The organism is Pseudomonas sp. JC1203, assembly GCF_056175065.1.
This window is the reverse complement of record NZ_JBWCAM010000009.1, coordinates 134,219-155,247: the sequence shown is the minus strand read 5'-3', so window position 1 is coordinate 155,247 and position 21,029 is coordinate 134,219. Positions and strand designations below refer to the sequence as shown.

At 63.8% G+C, this 21,029-nt stretch carries 23 protein-coding genes; 9 read left to right on the top strand and 14 right to left on the bottom strand.

From position 1 onward, the window contains the following. Positions 1 to 69 precede the first annotated feature (69 nt). The gene (locus AC0SZ7_RS15560; protein WP_475505219.1) at positions 70 to 1,506 is read right to left on the bottom strand and encodes a mechanosensitive ion channel family protein; all 1,437 of its coding nucleotides are present in this window, start codon (positions 1,504 to 1,506) and stop codon (positions 70 to 72) included. A gap of 91 nt (positions 1,507 to 1,597) precedes the next feature. Continuing rightward, complete coding sequence (locus AC0SZ7_RS15555) at positions 1,598 to 3,091, bottom strand: YifB family Mg chelatase-like AAA ATPase (protein ID WP_475505218.1); 1,494 nt, start codon at positions 3,089 to 3,091, stop codon at positions 1,598 to 1,600. A gap of 188 nt (positions 3,092 to 3,279) precedes the next feature. Here AC0SZ7_RS15555 and AC0SZ7_RS15550 point away from each other — a divergent pair, with 188 nt between their 5' ends. Continuing rightward, positions 3,280 to 3,825, top strand: a complete 546-nt coding sequence (locus AC0SZ7_RS15550) for a hypothetical protein (protein WP_475505217.1) — start codon at positions 3,280 to 3,282, stop codon at positions 3,823 to 3,825. A 238-nt stretch (positions 3,826 to 4,063) separates the two neighbouring features. Here AC0SZ7_RS15550 and AC0SZ7_RS15545 read toward each other — a convergent pair whose 3' ends face one another. Both AC0SZ7_RS15545 and AC0SZ7_RS15540 read right to left on the bottom strand, forming a co-directional pair. After that, positions 4,064 to 4,975: a LysR family transcriptional regulator gene (locus tag AC0SZ7_RS15545; protein ID WP_475505216.1), complete on the bottom strand. Its 912-nt coding sequence runs from the start codon at positions 4,973 to 4,975 to the stop codon at positions 4,064 to 4,066. A gap of 129 nt (positions 4,976 to 5,104) precedes the next feature. Beyond that, positions 5,105 to 5,365: an accessory factor UbiK family protein gene (locus AC0SZ7_RS15540; RefSeq protein ID WP_475505215.1), complete on the bottom strand. Its 261-nt coding sequence runs from the start codon at positions 5,363 to 5,365 to the stop codon at positions 5,105 to 5,107. Between the two features lie 412 nt (positions 5,366 to 5,777). On the opposite strand from AC0SZ7_RS15540, the gene glnK reads away from it, so the two are divergent. The 4 genes from glnK to sutA all read left to right on the top strand — a co-directional run bounded on the left by glnK (position 5,778) and on the right by sutA (position 8,551). Continuing rightward, a complete protein-coding gene (gene glnK, locus AC0SZ7_RS15535) occupies positions 5,778 to 6,116 on the top strand; it encodes a P-II family nitrogen regulator (protein ID WP_002555808.1) in 339 nt (112 codons plus the stop codon). 37 nt (positions 6,117 to 6,153) lie between these two features. Beyond that, complete coding sequence (locus tag AC0SZ7_RS15530; protein ID WP_475505214.1) at positions 6,154 to 7,500, top strand: ammonium transporter; 1,347 nt, start codon at positions 6,154 to 6,156, stop codon at positions 7,498 to 7,500. Positions 7,501 to 7,700: 200 nt separating this feature from the next. Continuing rightward, positions 7,701 to 8,126, top strand: coding sequence for a secondary thiamine-phosphate synthase enzyme YjbQ (locus AC0SZ7_RS15525; RefSeq protein WP_475505303.1), 426 nt, complete (start codon positions 7,701 to 7,703; stop codon positions 8,124 to 8,126). 101 nt (positions 8,127 to 8,227) lie between these two features. Continuing rightward, positions 8,228 to 8,551, top strand: coding sequence for a transcriptional regulator SutA (gene sutA / locus AC0SZ7_RS15520; protein ID WP_416421866.1), 324 nt, complete (start codon positions 8,228 to 8,230; stop codon positions 8,549 to 8,551). Between the two features lie 61 nt (positions 8,552 to 8,612). Here the strand turns inward: sutA and AC0SZ7_RS15515 are convergent, their stop codons facing one another. From AC0SZ7_RS15515 to lptM, 6 genes are read right to left on the bottom strand one after another with little or no spacing between them, the layout of a single operon-like run. Next, a complete protein-coding gene (locus AC0SZ7_RS15515; protein WP_475505213.1) occupies positions 8,613 to 9,311 on the bottom strand; it encodes an HAD family hydrolase in 699 nt (232 codons plus the stop codon). Further along, complete coding sequence (xerC, locus tag AC0SZ7_RS15510) at positions 9,308 to 10,207, bottom strand: tyrosine recombinase XerC (protein ID WP_475505212.1); 900 nt, start codon at positions 10,205 to 10,207, stop codon at positions 9,308 to 9,310. The genes AC0SZ7_RS15515 and xerC overlap by 4 nt, the downstream gene beginning before the upstream one ends. A gap of 2 nt (positions 10,208 to 10,209) precedes the next feature. Next, positions 10,210 to 10,947, bottom strand: coding sequence for a DUF484 family protein (locus tag AC0SZ7_RS15505; protein ID WP_475505211.1), 738 nt, complete (start codon positions 10,945 to 10,947; stop codon positions 10,210 to 10,212). A 13-nt stretch (positions 10,948 to 10,960) separates the two neighbouring features. Then, positions 10,961 to 11,791, bottom strand: a complete 831-nt coding sequence (gene dapF / locus AC0SZ7_RS15500; RefSeq protein WP_475505210.1) for a diaminopimelate epimerase — start codon at positions 11,789 to 11,791, stop codon at positions 10,961 to 10,963. A gap of 4 nt (positions 11,792 to 11,795) precedes the next feature. Beyond that, the gene (lysA, locus tag AC0SZ7_RS15495) at positions 11,796 to 13,043 is read right to left on the bottom strand and encodes a diaminopimelate decarboxylase (protein ID WP_475505209.1); all 1,248 of its coding nucleotides are present in this window, start codon (positions 13,041 to 13,043) and stop codon (positions 11,796 to 11,798) included. A gap of 9 nt (positions 13,044 to 13,052) precedes the next feature. Beyond that, positions 13,053 to 13,205 carry an LPS translocon maturation chaperone LptM gene (gene lptM, locus AC0SZ7_RS15490; RefSeq protein WP_475505208.1) on the bottom strand — a complete coding sequence of 51 codons (153 nt, stop codon included), beginning with the start codon at positions 13,203 to 13,205 and terminating at the stop codon, positions 13,053 to 13,055. A 183-nt stretch (positions 13,206 to 13,388) separates the two neighbouring features. Here lptM and cyaY point away from each other — a divergent pair, with 183 nt between their 5' ends. Both cyaY and AC0SZ7_RS15480 read left to right on the top strand, forming a co-directional pair. Next, entirely contained in the window at positions 13,389 to 13,715 is a 327-nt protein-coding gene (gene cyaY / locus AC0SZ7_RS15485; RefSeq protein WP_475505207.1) for an iron donor protein CyaY, read from the top strand. A gap of 2 nt (positions 13,716 to 13,717) precedes the next feature. Next, positions 13,718 to 13,939, top strand: a complete 222-nt coding sequence (locus AC0SZ7_RS15480; RefSeq protein WP_475505206.1) for a DUF1289 domain-containing protein — start codon at positions 13,718 to 13,720, stop codon at positions 13,937 to 13,939. Between the two features lie 2 nt (positions 13,940 to 13,941). On the opposite strand, the gene AC0SZ7_RS15475 is transcribed toward AC0SZ7_RS15480, so the two are convergent. The 4 genes from AC0SZ7_RS15475 to argH form a co-directional block, all read right to left on the bottom strand. After that, positions 13,942 to 16,776 carry a class I adenylate cyclase gene (locus AC0SZ7_RS15475; RefSeq protein ID WP_475505205.1) on the bottom strand — a complete coding sequence of 945 codons (2,835 nt, stop codon included), beginning with the start codon at positions 16,774 to 16,776 and terminating at the stop codon, positions 13,942 to 13,944. A gap of 153 nt (positions 16,777 to 16,929) precedes the next feature. After that, positions 16,930 to 17,175: a TIGR02647 family protein gene (locus AC0SZ7_RS15470; protein WP_475505204.1), complete on the bottom strand. Its 246-nt coding sequence runs from the start codon at positions 17,173 to 17,175 to the stop codon at positions 16,930 to 16,932. Positions 17,176 to 17,303: 128 nt separating this feature from the next. Further along, positions 17,304 to 17,603: a hypothetical protein gene (locus AC0SZ7_RS15465; RefSeq protein ID WP_475505203.1), complete on the bottom strand. Its 300-nt coding sequence runs from the start codon at positions 17,601 to 17,603 to the stop codon at positions 17,304 to 17,306. A 77-nt stretch (positions 17,604 to 17,680) separates the two neighbouring features. Continuing rightward, the gene (argH, locus tag AC0SZ7_RS15460; RefSeq protein ID WP_475505202.1) at positions 17,681 to 19,075 is read right to left on the bottom strand and encodes an argininosuccinate lyase; all 1,395 of its coding nucleotides are present in this window, start codon (positions 19,073 to 19,075) and stop codon (positions 17,681 to 17,683) included. 95 nt (positions 19,076 to 19,170) lie between these two features. On the opposite strand from argH, the gene AC0SZ7_RS15455 reads away from it, so the two are divergent. After that, positions 19,171 to 20,265 (top strand): sensor histidine kinase, encoded by a 1,095-nt coding sequence (locus AC0SZ7_RS15455; protein WP_475505302.1) that lies wholly within the window; start codon positions 19,171 to 19,173, stop codon positions 20,263 to 20,265. Next, positions 20,262 to 21,008: a LytR/AlgR family response regulator transcription factor gene (locus AC0SZ7_RS15450; protein WP_475505201.1), complete on the top strand. Its 747-nt coding sequence runs from the start codon at positions 20,262 to 20,264 to the stop codon at positions 21,006 to 21,008. Before AC0SZ7_RS15455 ends, AC0SZ7_RS15450 begins: the two co-directional genes overlap by 4 nt. Positions 21,009 to 21,029 lie beyond the last annotated feature (21 nt).

The window sequence follows — 21,029 nt, the reverse complement described above, 5'->3', positions numbered from 1 at the left end:
GCAGCCTTCGGCAGCTGCTACGGATTGTCGTCATCGCACACGGTTACGTAGCAGCTGCCGCAGGCTGCGTCAGCGTTCCTTCAGGTGCAACCAGTTAAGGAAGCCACCCTTGCGGATTTCCGTGGGCTTTTGCAGCAGCAACGACTGGCTCTTGCGCTGCCGGTAATGCTGAAGTTTGGTGAATGCTGCCAACACTTCGCTACGCTCGCCCATGCAGGCCTTCAGCGCCTGCTTGTCGATGCGGTACAGGATGCAGGTGGTCAGCGAGCGAAACTCCGCCAGCGAGGTACCCTCGGATACCAGGTTGTCCTCGCCCAGTATTTCCCCCGGGCCCATGCGCCCGGCCTCGACCATCTTTTCGCCATCCTTGATGCGCGCCGATACCACGCCGGTACCTATCACCAGGAGGAATTCGGACGTGGCACCGTAGGCCAGGATCAACTGGTCCTCCGGGTACTCCACCGGGGTCATGCTCTCGGCCAGGTGGTCCTTGTCCTCGTTGCTCAGCGAACGGAACACCCGCACTTCTTCCAGCAGGCTGCGCTGCCGCGACCATGGCCGCTCTGCGGCTTCCAGCGCCCAGCTCACGCCCGAGGCCTGCAGGTGCCGGTGCGCCAGGTCGAACAGCAGGTTCTGCGCTTCGGTCTTCTGGTCCATGGAACGGATGAAACCGCTGGCCTCGTACTCCATGTATTCCAGGGTAGAGGCCTTCACTGCAGCCTTGGGCTTGGGCGAAATCAGCAGTGCGGTGGTGCCTTGCAGGGCCTTTTCCAGCGCGTCCAGCACCTTGCGCGGGCGCACCTGGGCGGGCACGGCGATGCTGATGGACACGCCATGGATATTGCTGGGGCGGCTGAAGTTGAGAATTTTCGCCTTGGCCGCCACCGAATTGGGTATCACCGCCATGGCGCCGTTGCTGGTCATCAGGTGGGTGGCGCGCCAGTCGATGTCGACCACCTTGCCCTCGGTGCCGTCGATGGCGATCCAGTCATCCACCTGGTACGGCTTGGTGGTGTTCAGCACGATGCCGGAAAACACGTCGCTCAGGGTGCTTTGCAGCGCCAGGCCGACGATGATCGCCATGGCCCCGGAAGTCGCCAGCAGGCCTTTCACCGGTAGCTGCATCACATAGGCTGCAGCCGCGACGATAGCGATCAGGAAGATCACCGCGCCCATCACGTCCTGTAGCAAGCGCCCGGTATGGCCGTTGCGCTGGAAGATCAGGGCGCCGAGGATCACCGTCAGCAGGCGCGCGGCGAACAGCCACCAGACGATCTCCAGCAGCGTTGCCACCATGTTCAACGTGGCATCGTCAGGCCAGGGCGCGGGCGTCAGCGGGCTCATGCCGGTGGAGTTGAGCACCCAGCTGAACAGGATGAAGGCGCTGGCCCGGGTGGCCAGCCGGGCCATGCGGTGCTTCTGCGGGATCGAATGCCACACGGCCAGGTCGATCAACAGCAGCACGGTACCGATGGTCAACGGATGGTTACTGATCAATGAGAACATGGCGGCCCCAGGGCGATTCGGCTGTTCTAGTGTGTTCGAGTATGTGCCGCGCCGCCACTGTGGATCTTGAATGAATGGGCTTCGCCAGGCATCACTGATTATTGGGCCGATACTGCAACGCCTCCGCCACATGCCCCCGCCCAACCTGCTCCACCTCTTCCAGGTCCGCCAAGGTGCGCGCCACCTTCAACAGCCGATGCGCTGCCCGCAGTGACAGCGTCAGCCGCTCGCAGGCGGTTTCCAGCCATTGCTCATCGGCTGTGGATAACTTGCAGTGTGCCTTCAGCCCCGGCAGGTCGAGAAAGGCGTTGGCGCAGCCCTGGCGCCGCAGTTGCCGATCGCGTGCGGCGGCCACGCGTGCGGCAGCGTGGGCGGTGTCGTCGCCGGGCTGTGGGGTCGGGTTGAGGGCGGTGGTTTCGCGGGCGACGGTGACGTGCAGGTCGATGCGGTCCAGCAAGGGGCCGGAGAGTTTGTTGCGGTAGCGGGCGATCTGCTCGGTACTGCAACTGCAACGGCTGCTGGGGTCGCCGAGATATCCACAGGGGCAGGGGTTCATGGCCGCCACCAGCTGGAAGCGCGCGGGGAAACGGATTTTATCGCGGGCGCGGGCGATGACGATTTCGCCAGACTCCAGCGGTTCGCGCAGCACCTCCAGCACCTTGCGGTCGAACTCTGGAAGTTCGTCAAGAAACAGCACGCCGTGGTGGGCGAGGGTGATCTCCCCTGGCTGCGGGCGGCTGCCACCGCCAACCAGCGCCGCCCCGGAAGCTGAATGATGTGGGTGGCGAAACGGCCGCTGCGGCCAGTGCTTCAAAGGCGCCAGGCTGGCCACCGACTGTATGGCCGCGACCTCCAGCGCCTCGCGCTCATCCAGCGGCGGCAGCAGCCCGGGCAAGCGGCTGGCGAGCAGCGTCTTGCCGGTGCCGGGCGGGCCGCTGAACAGCAGGTTATGCGCCCCGGCGGCGGCTACCAGCAGGGCACGCTTGGCCGCCGGCTGGCCCTGCACCTCGCTGAGGTCGGGGTAGGGCCGGTCCAGCAGGATCAGGCCGTTGGAGCTGAAGGGGCTGATGCGCTGCTGGTCGTTGAAATGGCAGACCAGCTCCAGCAGGTTGCTGGCGGCAATGACCACCAGCCCTGACGCCAGGCTGGCCTCCTCGGCATTCTCGCAGGGCACCACCAGCGCCCGCCCGGCCTCGCGCGCAGCGAGCGCGGCAGGCAGCACGCCCTGCACCGGCCGTATCGCCCCCGACAACGCCAGCTCGCCCAGGCATTCCACATCCTGCAGCGCCGCCGTGGGGAACTGCCCGCTGGCAGCGAGAATGCCCAGGGCGATGGCCAGGTCGTAGCGGCCACCGTCCTTGGGCAGGTCCGCAGGTGCCAGGTTCTGGGTGATGCGCCGCGCGGGGAAATTCAGGTTCGAGTTGACGATGGCGCTGCGCACCCGGTCCTTGCTCTCCTTGACCGACGCTTCCGGCAGGCCCACCAGCGTCAGCGAAGGCAGGCCGTTGGCCAGGTGGGTTTCCACCGTGACGGCCGGCGCGCCGACCCCGACCTGGGCGCGGCTGTGGACAATGGCTAGGGACATGGTTGCTCCGTGCGTTGAAGGGTGACCGCTTCCTGCGGTTGTTGAAGGGTAGTGGGTGGGGGTAGGAATGCCACGGGGACATTGCATCGGGGTATTGCTGCGTTGTGCAGTGTTTGGTGGCTGCACTGCAATAGCAGACTCACTTTCCTGGTGATAGGATGCCGCCCCTTGATTTGGCGGGTGCGTACATGGATTTACTCACGAGACAGTACGAAAAGTTGGATGAGGAAGCTCCTTGCACAGCCATAGGAGAAATTATCGGCATGGGGGATTCAAGGCTCGTACCTTTTCTGTGTGCCGGGCATCGCTACCTTGCGAGCTACTCCCCGCTTGTGAGCCATGGGGAGGATGTAGCTGCCTCCATCAGAGGTATCGTCTTTCATGACACCCAGCACGTTGTAAGCGAAAGTGCTCAATTATTGAAATTCGCCCACTACGATTTTTTCTTTGGGGGGCAACGTTTCGAGCCGGCCCCGGCAGGCAGGTCCTTGCGCCGCCAGATGATGTTCCGCATCCCGGAACGCATTGCCCACGCTACGATGAAATTCATGGATTTCGACAAGCAGGTGGACGAGTTCTACTTCATTGCCGGGGGCGAGACCGACGACAGGCTCAGACAGCTGGATTTGTGGTACCAGCGCATCTCTGATAGATTCGATTTTCAAGCTTTGGGATTGACCCACATTCATCAAGCAAACGGGTGCTGGTATGGCTACCGCAAAATTCAACGTTAAAGACCTCCAAAAGATGAAGGCCTCTGCGCTTGCCAATCTGATGAAGTCCGTTGGACAAGCGGTTCAGCAAGGCAGCCTTGTACAATTGACTGGCAAGAAAGGCTCTTGATGCGCTTGTGACCATTTTTCTAAAACCGCCGAAAGGCGGTTTTTTTATGCCTCCGCATGTTGGTTGCCCCGATATCCGGATATTGCAAAGCGTCTGTGCTGAACTGCGATAGCGTTTAACCAGCTATATTCAGCGCGGCAAATCACTCATGAACGCCTCCAACCGCGACCTTAACCACCGCTCCCCCGGGTCCGTATCCATCACGCTCAACCACACCATCGACAGGTCCAGCGTGGGCGTGTCGAACGGCAGCGGCTCGGTGAACAGGTTGCCATAGGTGACCATGGCGTTGGCGGTGTAGTCCGGCGCGCCGGCGAGCAGGTCGGTGCCGGCCAGCAGGGCGGGCAGGGCGCTGTATTGGGGGACGGAGAGGACGACGTTGCGCTTGCGGCCGATTTCTTCCAGCCATTCGTCCACCACGCCGCTGGTGTTGGCCATGTGCGAGACCAGCACGTGGGGGCGTTCGCAGTATTCGTCGAGCGTCAGCGGACGGTCGGACTGGTCGGCGCGCAATATGCGCGGCTGGATGCGCCGCAGCAGTTTGCGCTTGGCGTTGGCCGGCAGGCCACGGGTCTGGCTGATGCCTACGGTGATCTCGCCGGAGGCGAGCAGGTCGGGTACGCGCCAGTAGTCCACGTGTTGCACCACGAATACCACCTTCGGCGCCTCTTGGCGCAGGGCGCGCAGCAGCGGGGGCAGCAGGCCGAACTCGACGTCGTCGGACAGGCCTATGCGGAAGGTGGAGGTGCTGACGGCGGGGTCGAAGTCGTGGCTCAGGCTGATGGCGATGGACAGCGCGTCCAGGGCCGGCGACAGGTGCCGGGCCAGTTCCTCGGCGCGGGCGGTGGGCTCCATGCGGTGGCCCACCCGCACGAACAATGGGTCGTTGAACATGCTGCGCAGGCGGTTGAGCGCCGAGCTGATGGTGGGCTGGCCAAGGAACAGCTTTTCGGCGACGCGGGTGACGTTGCGCTCAAGCATCAAGGTCTCGAAAACCACCATGAGGTTGATGTCGGCCTTGCGCAATTCATTGCGGTTCATCGGCGGCTGCCCCCAGTCCATTCGCGTATGGCTGGAGTGTAGAGGGGCGGGTTTGTATGACGCAATGCTACAAACCCAATGCCTTGTAGCAGCGGCCACAGGCCGCGCCACCGGGCGCGAGGCGAGCCGTTATTGCGCGGGCGGCGCCAGGCGGGCTTCGAGCTCGGCCATCTTCGCTTCCAACGCTTCAAGGCGCGCGCGGGTGCGGGCCAACACCACCATCTGGCTATCGAATTCGTCCCGGCTTACCAGGTCCAGCTTGCTGAAGCCGCTTTGCAGCAGCACCTTAAACTGGCTTTCCAGTTCGGCGCGGGGCTGGCTGGTGTCGCTGCTGAACAGGCGCGAGGCGTGGTCGCCAAGGGCGTCGAGGAAGGCTTTGGGCGCAAGCATGGTGAAATTCCTGAATCTGATGGCCTGGAGTGTAACACGCAGGCGTCTATAGTCAGTGGCGTGGCGGCCGCACGGTTTTTGCGCATCGCCGCGTTCGTGTGCGCACCAGGATAGGGCGCAACCGTTGATCAGATCTGGAACTTGGGCTGGCGGCAGGGGTAAACGAGCCGAATTTGTTGGGTTGCACGGACATGGCAAGCTTTCTGCTTACACACCAATGACCCATGCACTGATGCAGTCGATGTGACGAATGCAGTGCGCAGGCGGAGCGGGATGTGTTTCGTCAGGAGCGGTACTGGTGGTCGGTCAGGGGATGTGGGACCGACGACGCGTTACAAAGCCAGGCACTGCGCTTAGACTTGAGCTGGGTTTGTTTTCCTGGGGCAAGTCCACTAATTCGGGAGAGAGTTTCATGAAGCTAGTCACTGCCATCATCAAGCCGTTCAAATTGGACGACGTACGCGAGTCGCTGTCCGAAATCGGCGTGCAGGGCATTACCGTAACCGAGGTGAAAGGCTTCGGGCGCCAGAAAGGCCACACCGAGCTGTATCGCGGCGCGGAATACGTGGTCGACTTCCTGCCCAAGGTGAAGATCGATGTCGCCATTGACGACAAGGATCTGGACCGGGTGATCGAGGCGATCACCAAGGCTGCCAACACCGGCAAGATCGGCGACGGCAAGATTTTCGTGGTGAATCTGGAACAGGCCATTCGCATCCGTACCGGCGAAACCGATACCGACGCGATCTAAAGCCGCCCCAAACCCCAAAGCCCCAGGAGATAACAACATGACTCTGCGTCGTTTCGCAGGGCTAGGAGCCCTTTTGTCCCTCGTTTTGCCAACGCTTGCGCTGGCAGCCGACGAGGTGGCAGCCCCCGCCGCCCCCGTACTCAACTCCGGTGACACCGCCTGGATGCTGACCTCCACCGCCCTGGTGCTGTTCATGACCATCCCGGGCCTGGCCTTGTTCTACGGCGGCATGGTCCGCTCCAAGAACATCCTGTCGGTAATGATGCAGTGCTTCGCCATCACCGGCCTGATCAGCATTCTGTGGACGATCTACGGTTACAGCCTGGCGTTCGATACCACCGGTATGGAAGCTGGGGTGGTCAACTACAACTCCTTCTTCGGCGGCATGGCCAAGGCTTTCCTGGCGGGCATCACCCCGGCCAGCATCACCGGCCCTGCGGCGCTGATTCCTGAAGCCGTGTTCGTCACCTTCCAGATGACCTTCGCCATCATCACCCCGGCGCTGATCGTGGGTGCCTTCGCCGAGCGCATGAAGTTCTCGGCCATGCTGGTGTTCATGGGCATCTGGTTCACCCTGGTGTACGCACCGATCGCGCACATGGTCTGGTCCGGTCCGGGTTCGCTGCTGGGTGACTGGGGCGTGCTGGACTTCGCCGGTGGTACCGTGGTGCACATCAACGCCGGTATTGCAGGCCTGGTGGCGTGCCTGGTGCTGGGCAAGCGCAAAGGCTTCCCGACCACCCCAATGGCCCCGCACAACCTGGGCTACACCCTGATGGGCGCCGCCATGCTGTGGGTAGGCTGGTTCGGCTTCAACGCCGGTTCCGCCGCTGCTGCCAACGGCACCGCCGGCATGGCCATGCTGGTTACCCAGATCGCCACCGCTGCCGCCGCACTGGGCTGGATGTTCGCCGAGTGGATCACCCACGGCAAACCTAGCGCCCTGGGCATCGCATCGGGCGTGGTAGCTGGCCTGGTAGCCATCACCCCGGCTGCCGGTACCGTGGGCCCGATGGGCGCCCTGGTGATTGGCCTTGCCGCAGGCGTGGTGTGTTTCTTCTGCGCCACTACCCTGAAACGCAAACTGGGCTACGACGACTCCCTGGACGCCTTCGGCGTGCACGGTATCGGCGGTATCCTCGGTGCCATCCTCACCGGTGTATTCGCAGCCCCTTCGCTGGGCGGCTTCGGCACCGTGACCGACATCGGTGCCCAGGTCTGGATTCAGTTCAAGGGCGTGGCGTTCACCATCGTCTACACCGCCGTGGTGACCTACATCATCCTCAAGGTGCTGGACGTGGTCATGGGCCTGCGCGTCAACGACGAAGAAGAGTCGGTTGGCCTGGACCTGGCGCAACACAACGAGCGCGGCTACAACCTGTAACCGCCTGCGAAAAAATGCCCGGCTTGCCGGGCATTTTTTTGCCTGCGATTTGTCATTTACCCAAGGCGCAAACGGTTTCTGCTAGCCAAGTCCCGACAACCGCGACAGATAGGCGATTGGCTTACAGGGAATGATGAATTTAGCCCCTTTGCTTTTTCCCAGAGCGCGCTAGAATGCGCCCCGAACGTGTGGAGAATGGTATGTGGCAGCAACGGTTGATCACCTTGAAGCCAAGGCCGCGCGGCTTTCACCTGGTAACGGATGAGCTGCTGCACGACTGGCCAGAGTTGCGTGCATGCCGAATCGGCCTGCTGCACCTGCTGCTGCAACATACGTCGGCTTCGTTGACCATCAACGAAAATGCCGACCCTGCGGTTCGTCGCGATTTCGAGCGTTTTTTCAACCGCCTGGTGCCTCAGGGCGTCAGCGGTTACGAACACAACGACGAGGGCGCGGATGACCTGCCGGCGCACTTCAAGGCCAGTTTGCTAGGCTGTCAACTGACGTTGCCGGTGCGGGACGGGCGGCTGGCGCTGGGTACCTGGCAAGGCGTGTATTTGGGTGAGCACCGTGATCATGGCGGTGCTCGCAGGGTGCTCGTCACGTTGCAGGGCGAGGCCAATTGAACGTCGGCAAACCGACGGATAAGAATTTTTCCCGGCAGCCATCGACAGACGGTCAGGCTGGGCTATAAATAATCTGCTTTTCGCAAGTCATGAGGTAGAACATGAGCGACGATGATCTGGAAAACGACGAACTCGAAGTAGGTGACGAGGACGATACCGAGGAAGGCCTGGAAGCGGCAGCTGAAGACGTTGCCGACGACAGCGGCGACGATACCCCCGCGCCCTCGGCCAAAGGCAAATCCAAGGCTGCAGTGTCGGTAGACGAACTGCCAAGCATTGAAGCCAAGAACAAGGAGCGTGATGCCCTTGCCCGTGCAATGGAAGAATTCCTGGCACGTGGTGGCAAGGTGCAGGAAGTCGAGGCCAACGTGGTCGCCGACCCGCCCAAGAAGCCGGACAACAAATACGGCAGCCGCCCTATCTGAGTCCTTGCTTGCATGAAAAAAGCCCGCCGTCGCTGCGGGCTTTTTCATGCCTGGGGATTGGTTATTTCCAGCCCGCCAGCACCTGCGGGATCTCCAGCAGGCTGCGCACCTCGGCGTCCGGCTTGTGGTCGGCCTGCCAGGTTTTGCCCTGCGGGTTGTACCAGATGGCGCGGAAGCCAGCCTGCTGGGCGCCGAAGATATCGTCGCCGGGGTGGTCACCCACGTGCACCGCAGCGCTGGCCGCCACGCCGCCAGCGCGCTTCAGCGCCTCGTTGAACAGCGCCGGGTCGGGTTTGCCGATGCCCAGGTCTTCGGCGCACAGGGCGAAGCCGAAGCGGTCGGCCAGGCCCAGCCGGCGCACGTCGGCGTTGCCGTTGGTGACCACGCCCAGGGTGTAGCGCTGGCCCAGTTGCTCCAATGCGGGCAGCACCTCGGGGAACACCTCGATCTGGTGCCGGGCATGCAGGAATACTTCGAAGCTTTTTTGCGCCAGCGGCTCTGCTTCAGCCTCGGGGTAGTCGGCCTCGCGCAGGGCTTGCAGCAGCACCAGCCGGCGCAGCGCACTGATGCGGTGCTTCAGGCCAGGCTCGGCGTCCACCAGGCGCTGGCGAATGGCGAACAAGTGCTCGACTTCCACGCCGCCCAGTTTTGGTGCGTGCTTCGCCAGCCAATCGCGCAGCACCGCTTCGGCGCTGACGATAACGGGCGCGGTGTCCCACAGGGTGTCGTCGAGGTCGAAGGTAATCAGCTCGATGCTCATGTGTCACTGTCCTTGCTGCGTTTGGCCCGTGGGTGGGCGCTGTCGTAGACCGTGGCCAAGTGCTGGAAGTCCAGGTGGGTGTAGATCTGCGTGGTGGCGATGTCGGCATGGCCGAGCATTTCCTGCACCGCGCGCAGGTCCTGGGAGGACTCCAGCAAATGGCTGGCGAAAGAGTGCCGCAGCATGTGCGGGTGCAGGTTCTGGCCCAGCTCGCGTTCACCCGCGGCCTTGACCCGCAGCTGAATGGCCCGCGGGCCCAGGCGCCGGCCCTGCTGGCTGACGAACACGGCATCGTCGGCAGGGTTGCTCAGGCCGCGCAGGGGCAGCCATTGCTGCAGCGCTTCGCGCGCCTTGCGGCCTACCGGCAGCACGCGGGTCTTGCTGCCCTTGCCGTGCACCTGCACCAGGCCGTCAGCCAGGTCCAGCTGCTCAAGGTTCAGGCTGGTCAGCTCCGAAAGGCGCAGGCCAGAGGAGTAGAACAGCTCCAGCATGGCCTGGTCGCGGTGGGCGAGAAAATCATCCTCCACGGCGCCTTCCAGCAGCTGCAACGCGCGGTCGGTGTCGAGGGTGCGCGGCAGGCGGCGCTCGCCCTTGGGCGGTGACAGGCCATTGGCCGGGTCGTGGCTGCAGATGCCTTCGCGGTTGAGGTAGCGATACAAGCCGCGCACGGCCGACAGCAGGCGCGCCAGGCTGCGCGAGGATTGCCCCTGCTGGTGCAGGCGGGCGACCAGGCGGCGCAGTTGCTGGATGTCCAGCGCGTTCCAGCTGGCCAGCTGTTCCTTCGTGCAGAACGCCAACACCTTGTCCAGGTCGCGCCGGTAGGCTTGCAGGGTGTGGTCGGACACTTGCCGCTCACTGCGCAAGTGCGCGCAGTAAGCGTCCAGGTGCGCCTGCACGGTCAGCGTACCGAGCGCAGGCTGCTGGTGAAGCGCGGCAGCACGCGGCCCAGGATCTCGGCGATGTAGCTCAGGAACAGCGTGCCCACCGAGCTTTTGTAGTGCTGCGGGTCGCGGCTGCCGATGGCCAGCACGCCGTGCAGGCCTTGATGCGTGAGCGCTACCACGGCGGTGGAGCCGACCTGCTTGCGCTGTTCCTCGCCGAACAGGAAATCCAGCTCGTGGTCGCGCAGGCTGCCGCTGACGGTCTTGCCGCCCGACAGCAGGGCGCCGATGGCCTGGTGCGCTTCGCTGCTGCTGACCCAGCGGCCCACCGGGGTGGCAATTTCGCTGAACAGGATAAGGCTGACGAAGGGCACCTGGAATTCCTGGCGCAGGCTGTCTTCCACGGCAATGACCACTTCCTCCAGGCTGGCAGCATCGAGGATGTCGAGGATCAGCCGGCGGGTCTTGTCGAACAGGCGGTCGTTGTCGCGGGCCACGTCCATGAGTTGCGAAAGGCGGTGGCGCATCTCGATGTTGCGCTCGCGCAGCAGCTTCATCTGCCGCTCCACCAGCGACACGGTGTCGCCACGCTGGTGCGGCAGGCGCAGGCTGAGCAGCAGTTCTTCGCGTTCCACGAAGAACTCCGGGTTGGCCTGCAGGAATGCTGCCACCGCGTCCGCCCCGGGGGCCGGCGCCGCGCTGTCCTCAACGGTATCAAGGGGCTGTGGTGCAGGTGCCTGGGGCTTCTTGGTCATGGTCGTGGCTCGCTCATAGACGCACTTGTCCTTCGTAGACGCGCACCGCCGGGCCGGTCATCAGCACGGGCTGGCCGGGGCCCGCCCATTCGATGGACAGGCGCCCGCCGGGCAGGTCGATCAACAGCGGTGAATCCATCCAGCCCTGGCTGATGGCGGCAACCGCCGCGGCGCAGGCGCCGGTACCGCAGGCCTGGGTTTCCCCGGCGCCACGTTCCCATACGCGAAGTTGCGCGCGCTGACGGTCGACCACGTGCAGGAAGCCGACGTTCACCCGCGCCGGGAAGCGCGGATGGTGTTCGATTTTCGGGCCCAGCTGGTGCACCGGCGCGGCGTTGATGTCGTCGACCTTCAGCACCGCGTGGGGGTTGCCCATGGACACCGCAGCCAGGTTCACCACCTGGCCGTCGACTTCCACGTCGTAATTCTTCGCCTGGGCGTCGGCCACGAACGGGATGTCGGCGGGCACCAGGCGCGGTGGGCCCATGTCGACGCTGATCTGGCCGTCGTTGCGGATATCCAGCTCGATGATACCGCTCTTGGTTTCCACCCGAATGCGCTTCTTGGCGGTCAGGCGCTTGTCCAGCACGAAGCGGGCGAAGCAGCGCGCACCGTTGCCGCACTGCTCCACTTCCGAGCCGTCGGAATTGAAGATGCGGTAGCGGAAGTCGACGTCCGGGTTGCTTGGCGCCTCCACCAGCAGCAGTTGGTCGAAGCCGACGCCGGTGTGGCGGTCGCCCCATTGTTTGGCATGCTTGGGCAGGATATGTGCGTGTTGGCTGACCAGGTCCAGGACCATGAAGTCATTGCCCAGCCCATGCATTTTGGTAAAGCGCAGCAGCATGGGTTTACTCCGGCAACAGGCTTTCGCCCGCGAACAGTTCGGCGACCGTTTCACGGCGGCGCACTTCAAACGCCTGGTCGGCATCGACCAGCACTTCAGCGGCACGGCCGCGGGTGTTGTAGTTCGAGCTCATGACGAAACCATACGCTCCGGCCGAACGCACGGCCAGCAGGTCGCCTTCGGCAAGGGCCAGCTGGCGCGCCTTGGCGAGGAAGTCGCCGGTCTCGCAGATGGGCCCGACGATGTCATAGCTGCGGCCTTCGCCTTCGCGTGGCTGCACGGCGCTGACATCCATCCAGGCCTGGTACAGGGCCGGGCGGATCAGGTCGTTCATGGCCGCATCGACGATGGCGAAGTCCTTGTGGTCGGTGTGCTTGAGGTATTCGACCCTGGTCAGCAGCACGCCGGCATTGGCGACTATGTAGCGGCCCGGCTCGAACACCAGCGCCAGGTCGCGGCCCTGCAGGCGCTCGCGCACAGCCTTGATGTAGTCGCCGGCCAGTGGCGGTTGCTCGTCCTGGTAGCGCACGCCCAGGCCACCGCCCAGGTCGATGTGCTGCAGGAAGATGCCGCAGTCGCCCAGGCGGTCGACCAGGCCCAGCAGGCGGTCGAGCGCGTCGAGGAAGGGTTCCAGGCTGGTGAGCTGCGAGCCGATGTGGCAATCGACGCCGACCACTTCCAGGTTCGGCAGCTGGGCTGCGCGGATGTAGACATCCTCGGCCGCGACGATGTCGATGCCGAACTTGTTTTCCGCAAGGCCGGTGGAGATGTAGGGGTGGGTGCCGGCGTCGACGTCCGGGTTCACCCGCAACGACACCGGGGCGCGCACGCCCATCTCGGCAGCCACTTGCTGCAGGCGTTCCAGCTCGTCGGTGGACTCGACATTGAAGCAGTGCACACCCACTTCCAGGGCGCGGCGCATGTCTTCGCGGGTCTTGCCGACGCCGGAAAACACCACGCGGTCGGCACGGCCGCCAGCGGCCAGGACGCGTTCCAGTTCACCGCCCGAGACAATGTCGAACCCTGCGCCCAGGCGCGCCAGCAGATTCAGCACGCCCAGGTTGGAGTTGGCCTTGACCGCGAAGCAGACCAGGTGCGACATGCCCGCGAGGGCGTCGGCATAGGCCCGGTACTGCTGTTCGATGTGTGCACGGGAATAGACATAGGTTGGCGTGCCGAAGCGTTCGGCAATGGAGGCCAACGACACGCCTTCCGCGAACAGCTCACCGCCGCGGTAGTTGAAAGCGTCCATGGTCTTCCCTTACATCATGTGTTTGTGCGATTTCGACGGGTTGTCTTGTTCCACGGTGGATTTTTGGCCGTCTGGCAGGAACAGCGGGCCTTTCTGGCCGCAGGCGGACAGCAGGCAAGCAACCGCGACGAGCGCAGCGAGGGCGGAAATCAGGCGCTTCATGGCGAAATCCTTTGTAAAAGCATTAATTGCGCCCGAGTATACCGGCCACCCGGCAGCTTGCCTATTGATGCCCGGTGGCCGCCGCGCCAAGGGGTAGTTGGTCGTAATAACTTTGCAATCGGCCGCCGCTGCTCGTATCTTCCCGCGCTTGCAGTGTGATTGGACACTTACGAGGTTCCCGCAATGAGTTTGACCGAAGCGCGTTTTCATGACCTGGTCGATGCCACGCAACAGGCATTGGAAGAACTGTTCGAAGACCACGCCGACGACGTCGAGATTTCGTCCGGCCTGATGACCATCAAGTTCGACAACGGCAGCCAGCTGATCATCAGCCGCCAGGAACCCCTGCGTCAGCTGTGGCTGGCCGCGCGTTCGGGTGGCTACCACTTCGACTACGACGAAGAGTCGGGCAAGTGGGTGTGCGAGAAGTCCGATGAGCTGCTGGGCGAGATCCTCACCCGCGCCACCTGGGAACAGGCCGGCGTGAAGCTGGACTTCGAAGAGATCTGAGCGTGACCACTCCAACACCGGCGGCCCGCCCGCCCAAGCCCTTGTTCAGCAACGTCAGCCCGGCGGTGCCGTCACCGTGCATCAGCCTGTGCCGGCTGGATGAGCAGAAGGTCTGCAAGGGCTGCTTCCGCCATGTGGAAGACATTCGCGAATGGCGTTCGGCCGACGACGCCCGTCGTCGGCAGATCTGCGAACAGGCCGCCCTGCGCCGCGCCGCCTGCTGAGCCTACATCTGGCTTAGAGCGTTGTTCAACGAGCGCTCCAGGTCAGCCTTGTAGCGCAGGTACAGATGGGTGGCGCCGGGCGCGTCGCCCAGCAGGCCGGACAGGTCCAGGTCGGTGATGTAGCAGCGGTAGGCCATTGGCTCGTTGCGCTGCTTCAGGATCTGCCGGGCCACCGCGCTGAACAGCTGGTCGCCATGTTCCAATTCGGAAAATTCCCGCTGGTTGCAGTACAGGGTCACGTGCACCTGGCCTGGCAGCGAGCGCTCGATAATTGCCTGCACGTCGTAATAGCGCTTGGTGGTTGCCGTGGGCGGTACCGGCCGTGGTTCGACGCTGCGCGCACGGCCGCTGCCGGCGGGCAGCAGTTGGTAATACAGCACTTCCTGGGCATGGCCGTCCAACGCCTGCAACGCGTTGCGGCGGTACAGCACCGACTGCAGGAAGCGTTGCATGGGCACCAGCAGGCTGGCTTCGTCATGGAACGGCAGGCGCTGGTGCCATAGCGCATTCAGCTCATCCAGCACGTAGATGTCTGCCCAGCTGTCCTGCAGGCGGTAGAACAGCTGGATGCATTCGGGCTGGCCCAGCGGCAGCACCACCGCCAGGTCGTGATCTTCCAGGGCATTGGCGTCCAGGTGCAGGGGGCTGTAGCCGGGCAGGTCCTCGCCCAGGTACTGCACCAGCGAAGCCACCGTAGGCAGTGCCATGTGGCGTACCTTGCCCGGCACCAGCTCCAGCACGTGATACTGCTGCTGTATCTGAATCAGGTAACGGTAACTCAGGCCGCTGCGCAACAGCTGCTGGGCGGTGGTCAGCAGGGCTTCGACGCGCTGGCCGATGGCCTGGGCGCGGTTGTGGCAGAAGCAGCGTACGCGCAGCCGTGGCACATTACCCGCCGGCAAAGTGTTGAGGTAGTCGCGCAGGCAGTCCATCAGCGCCGTGGGCCCGTCGAAACGGTTCACCAGCACCTCGTTCCAGCTGTTCAGGGTGACCTGGTCCAGGGTCAGCACCAGGTTCTCCCGCACGCCTGCGTAGCTCAGCGAGTCAGTGCGCTCGGTGGTCATCAGGATGTTCAGGTCGCGGTGATGCTTGAGTGGGTCGACGCCCACGTTCACCAACAACAGCACCTCTACCGGCACCGTGGGGCGCAGCAGCTGCTCATCGGCGACGGTGCCCAGGGGCAGCGGGATGCTCTGCTGCAGGCTGGCGATCAGGTTGAACAGCTCGAATTCGGTCAGGTCACTTTCGCCGGGGTGCAAGGCCAGGCGCGTACTGCTGTCAATGACGCCGTTGCGGTGGCACCACACCAGCATCTCCAGCAACTGCCGGCTGCGCTTGAAGGGCGCGAAGTGCTCCCATTCGTAGGCGCCCAGGTTGCCGTTGTACAGGCCCCATAGCACTTGCCCGGGCTCTTTGCGGTTAGGCGACTGCACCAGCGTGAGGGTGTCTTCGGCAAGGTCCGGGGCGATGCCCGGGTTGATGAACTCGACCTTGCCGGCCTTGCGCTCAAAGGCGGCGTACAGGCGCCGGCCGAGGATGCTCAGGTCGCGGCTGTTGATCAGGTTCACCGCCTGCTGGTCGCGGGCAAATTGCGTGAGGAAGCGGTAGCTGTAGTTGAGCTCGTTCACCAGTGCCCGCCGTTCGCTGGTCACCTGGCGCACTTTCCACTGGCTGCGGCTGTCCAGCAGCGCCAGGTGGCGGTTGTCCCAGCCCCATTGCGCGGCCAGGCGCTGCATCACCTCGCGCTGCCAGCTGGCCGGGCGCTGGCGGGAGCCTGCGGTGAGCTTCTTGTTGACCTTCAGGTACAGGCTGCGGCGCACCAGCTCCAGGCGGTCGATGTCGCCGCGCGCCAGCAGGTATTCCTCGATGCGCCGGTACACCACCATGTACGGGTCCAGTTCGTCGATGTCGACCTGGTTGGCGTACACCGCCTGCTTCAGGCGCAGGCTGAGGCAACCTACCTGCGGGTGCTCGCTGGCGTAGACCTCGGTCAGCAGCAGCTTGAGCACCGACTTGTAGGGCGAGTCGATGCCCTTGAACAGCTGCCACAGGCCGGCGCCGATGAACTCGCCCGCCGGGATGTGCGCCATGTGGCCCAGGTCCAGCACGTCTTCGGCGCGGATGAAACGCTTGCCCAGCAAGGTCTCGGTGTACTGCACGTAGCGCGGCTCTTCGTAGGCCGGCACCAGCCACCACAGGGGCGTGCGCCCGGCCAGCCAGATGGCGGTGCGGTAGAACTCATCCAGCAGCAGGTAGTGCTGGCTGGTGCCGCAGTCTTCGGAACTGAGTTCGCTGTCGCGCTCGCCACGCACGAAGCGAGGCGGGTCAATCAGGAAAAAGTGCGCTTCGGCGCCCTGGGTAGCGGCCCAGGCCTCCAGCAACTGGCATTTTTTGCGCAGCTCGGCGATTTCGTCGGCGCCCAGTTCGGTGTCATGGCACACCCAGAAATCCATGTCGCTCTGCTCGGCCTGGGCCAGCGTGCCCAGGCTGCCCATCAGGAACAGGCCGTGCAGCGGGCGCGGTGGGTTGCCGTGGCGCACCTTGTAGGAAAACGAGCGGGTCAGGCGCTGCGCTTCGGCCAGCACCTCGGGTTCGGGTTCGTAGTTCGACAGCCCCGCCGGGGTGTTGCCCGACACATAGCCAGGCAGCAGTGGGTGGTTGACGTGGAAGAACAACGGCAACAGGGTCAGCACTTGTTGCTGGCGGGTCGATAACCCGTCCATGGCGCGGCGCAGCCGGCCCTGGTTCAGCGTCAGGAAGCGCGCACGCAGGGTGGCGAGAACCTTGCGATCGATTCCCTCGTCCAGGTCGGGGCGAATTTCATGGGTGCGCGGCATCTGAGGCTCGAATCGACTGCTTGACGGCATGACTGGGGCGGGGCGGAAAACCCGCCATCAGCCTGTTATCGGCAGTCTTGAGAGGAATATGAGCCAGGGCGGCAAAAAAGTTGGCACGCCGGTACCCTCAGTGGCACCGGCGCAACGCTGGGTTCAGGCCGGTTCGCCGACGCCGAGCACCGTCAGCAGGGCGCGGGCATGCTGTGCGGCCTGCAGCCCGCCGCTGGTCAGGTAGCCGCCGTCGACCTGGGTAATCAGTTCCTTTTCGTGCAGCCGTCTGGCCGCCGCGATGGCCTGGGGAGTGGCGGTGTGATGGACTTTGAGGCCTTCCTGGGTGTTGTCCAGATTGAACAGCGCGAGGATTTCCAGTTCGGCGACCAGCTCAGGGGTATACGACATAGGTACTCCGGACTTTTCTAGGAATAGACGGCCAACCCCAGCGGGGACAGGCCGTGGAGGCCCCGGTGTGCGTGAGGGCAGCGGGGCAATTCCAGTGTAGTAAGGCCGCAGCGATTCTGCCGGGAAAGTCAGTCCTGCTCGGGCTTGGCCTCGGGCGGCAGCTCTGGCAGGGCGCGCAGGGCTTTTTCATACCATTCGGTATCGAACGCGCGGTCTTCTTCGAGGATTTTGTCGATTTCGACGGCCAGTACATGGGCCATCATTTCGAGGATGTCGTCGCGCTCGTAGCCGACCAGCGTCAACTTGTTGAACGTGGCCTTGGCGGCAGGCGGGTTGTCGCTTTCGATCTGGTTTTCGATGGCCTGGACCAGGGTGTCTTCGGCGAATTGTTCGTCTTCGTCGTTCTGGATATCGGTTGGCTCGCTCATGGGCGGCTCCTGATCAAAAAAAGGGGGGCGCTACAAGCCCCGTAGCCGCTACCAGGGGCAGCGGCTACGGGTGCCGGTCAGCGCTGGGCCAGCAAGGCCTGGCCGCGGATGACGGCAGTGCGTACCTGGGCCGGTGCGGTGCCGCCGATGTGGTCGCGGGCGTTGACCGAACCTTCCAGGGTCAGCACTTCGAACACGTCCTGGTCGATCTGGTCGCTGAAGCGGCGCAGTTCTTCCAGGCTCATCTCGGCCAGGTCCTTGCCGCTGTCCACGCCGTATTTCACTGCGTGGCCAACGATTTCGTGGCAGTCGCGGAACGGCAGGCCACGGCGCACCAGGTAGTCGGCAAGGTCGGTTGCCGTGGAGAACCCACGCAGGGCCGCTTCACGCATGATGGCGTGCTTGGGCTTGATGGCCGGGATCATGTCGGCGAAGGCACGCAGCGAGTCGCGCAGGGTGTCGGCGGCGTCGAACAGCGGCTCCTTGTCTTCCTGGTTGTCCTTGTTGTACGCCAGTGGCTGGCCTTTCATCAGGGTCAGCAGGCCCATCAGCGCGCCGAACACGCGGCCGCTCTTGCCGCGCACCAGCTCGGGCACGTCGGGGTTTTTCTTTTGCGGCATGATCGAGCTGCCGGTGCAGAAGCGGTCCGGCAGGTCGATGAACTGGAACTGGGCGCTGGTCCACAGCACCAGCTCTTCGGAGAACCGCGACAGGTGCATCATGGCGATGCTGGCTGCGGCGCAGAATTCGATGGCGAAGTCACGGTCCGACACGCCGTCCAGCGAGTTGCCGCCCACGGCTTCGAAGCCCAGCAGCTGGCAGGTCAGCTCGCGGTCGATCGGGTAGGTGGTGCCGGCCAGCGCGGCGCTGCCCAGCGGCATGCGGTTGGCGCGCTTGCGGCAATCCACCAGGCGCTCGTAGTCGCGGCTGAGCATTTCGAACCAGGCCAGCAGGTGGTGGCCGAAAGTAACCGGTTGTGCGGTCTGCAGGTGGGTGAAGCCGGGCATGATGGTCTCGGCTTCGCGCTCGGCCTGCTCCAGCAGGCCTTTCTGCAGGCGGGTGATCTCGCCCAGGATCAGGTCAATCTCGTCACGCAGCCACAGGCGGATGTCAGTAGCCACCTGGTCGTTGCGGCTGCGGCCGGTGTGCAGCTTCTTGCCGGTGATGCCGATGCGGTCGGTCAGGCGTGCCTCGATGTTCATGTGCACGTCTTCCAGGTCCACACGCCACTCGAAAGTGCCGGCCTCGATCTCGCCCTGGATGGTTTTCAGGCCATCGACAATGGTGTCGCGCTCGGCCTCGGTGAGCACGCCGACCTTGGCCAGCATGGTCGCGTGGGCGATCGAGCCCATGATGTCGTGACGGTAGAGGCGCTGGTCGAAGTTGACGGATGCGGTGAAGCGGGCGACAAAGGCGTCGACGGGCTCACTGAAGCGGCCGCCCCAGGACTGGTTGGTCTTGTCAGTACTCATGAATTCGCTCGTTGAAGGCGTGAACGGGAAATTGGCTGCAATAATAACAGGGCTTCAATCCGGTCGGGGATCGAGTGCCCAGTGGAATGCACATAATGCCTACAGATGGACGCAAGGCCGCACGCCACCAGCGTGCACAACAGGAGTTCTTCCTGCCGGTGCTGTGCGAGGCGCAGGCGTTGCTGGTGCTGGTGATGCTGGCCGAGCTGCTGGTGTTGGTGCTGGTGCTGGCCGAACCCATGGGCCCCGGTTTTGACTGGCCGCGCCTGGCCCTGACGTCGCTGTTCGTGCAATGGCTGGTGCTGCTGTCGGCAGCGCTGCTGTGCGGCCTGCGGCCCTGGCTTGCACGCCTGCACCCCGGTGCTGCGGGTGCCACCTGCTGCGCCCTGGTGGTGAGCCTGACCCTGCTGGCCACCTGGCTTACCGATTACCTGCACTTGGTGCCGGCCACGCCCGCTTCGGATTTTTCCTTCGGTGTATTCAACCGTTACCTGCGGCACGGGCTGATTGCGCTGATCATGTCGGCGCTGTTGTTGCGCTACTTTTACCTGCAGAGCCAGTGGCGCATCCAGCAACAGGCAGAGCTGCAGGCGCGCCTGGAGGCCCTGCAGGCACGCATCAAGCCCCACTTCCTGTTCAACACGCTTAACAGTATCGCCAGCCTGGTGGCGGTGGACGCCGTGCGTGCCGAGCAGGCGGTGCTGGACCTCTCCGACCTGTTTCGCGCCAGCCTCGGCAAGGCCGGCACGCTGGTGAGCTGGGGCGAGGAACTGGCGCTGTCGAAACGATATTTACGGATTGAGCAATATCGTCTTGGCGAGCGTCTACAGTTGGACTGGAGGATCGACACAATTCCCGATGACCTGCCGATCCCGCAGCTAACCTTACAACCGTTGTTGGAGAACGCCCTGATCCACGGAGTGGCCCCTCGAATAGAAGGGGGTGTGATCCGGGTGGAAGCCGACTATAAAGGGGGAGAGTTCATATTGTGTGTAAGCAATCCCTACGACGAAGCCGCCCAGCCGCGGGTTTCGGGCGGTACTCATCAGGCACTGACGAATATTGGTGCTCGACTTGCGGCACTTTTTGGCCCGCGCGCGAGTCTGAGCGTGGATCGCCGTGACGGTCGTCACTTCACCTGTCTACGCTATCCTTGTGCGAGACTCACGCAGGAATCCAGTGCTATATGAATGTCCTGATCGTTGATGACGAACCCCTGGCCCGCGAGCGCTTGAGCCGATTGGTAAGCGACCTCGAGGGTTACAGTGTGCTTGAGCCCAGCGCCACCAATGGCGAGGAGGCCCTGGCCCTTATCGACAGCCTCAAGCCCGACGTGGTGTTGCTCGACATCCGCATGCCCGGCCTTGATGGTCTGCAGGTTGCAGCCAAGCTGTGCGAGCGCGAAGCGCCGCCGGCGGTTGTGTTTTGTACCGCCCATGACGAGTTCGCCCTGGACGCCTTCCAGACCAGCGCTTTGGGCTACCTGGTGAAGCCGGTGCGCCCCGAGCACCTGCTCGAAGCGCTGAAGAAGGCCGAGCGCCCCAACCGTGCCCAGCTTGCCGCGCTGACCCGCCCGGCTGCCGAAAGCGGTAGCGGCCCGCGCACCCATATCAGTGCGCGCACCCGTAAGGGTATCGAGCTGATCCCGCTGGACCAGGTCATCTATTTCATCGCTGACCACAAGTACGTGACCCTGCGCCATGAAGGCGGTGAGGTGCTGCTCGACGAGCCCCTGAAGGCGCTGGAAGATGAGTTCGGTGACCGCTTCGTGCGTATCCACCGCAACGCGCTGGTAGCGCGCGACCGCATCGAGCGCCTGCAGCGCACGCCCCTGGGGCATTTCCAATTGTTCCTCAAGGGCCTCAATGGCGATGCGCTGATTGTCAGCCGCCGCCACGTGGCCGGTGTGCGCAAAATGATGCAACAGTTGTAGTGCGTCCGGGGCGGGCGAACC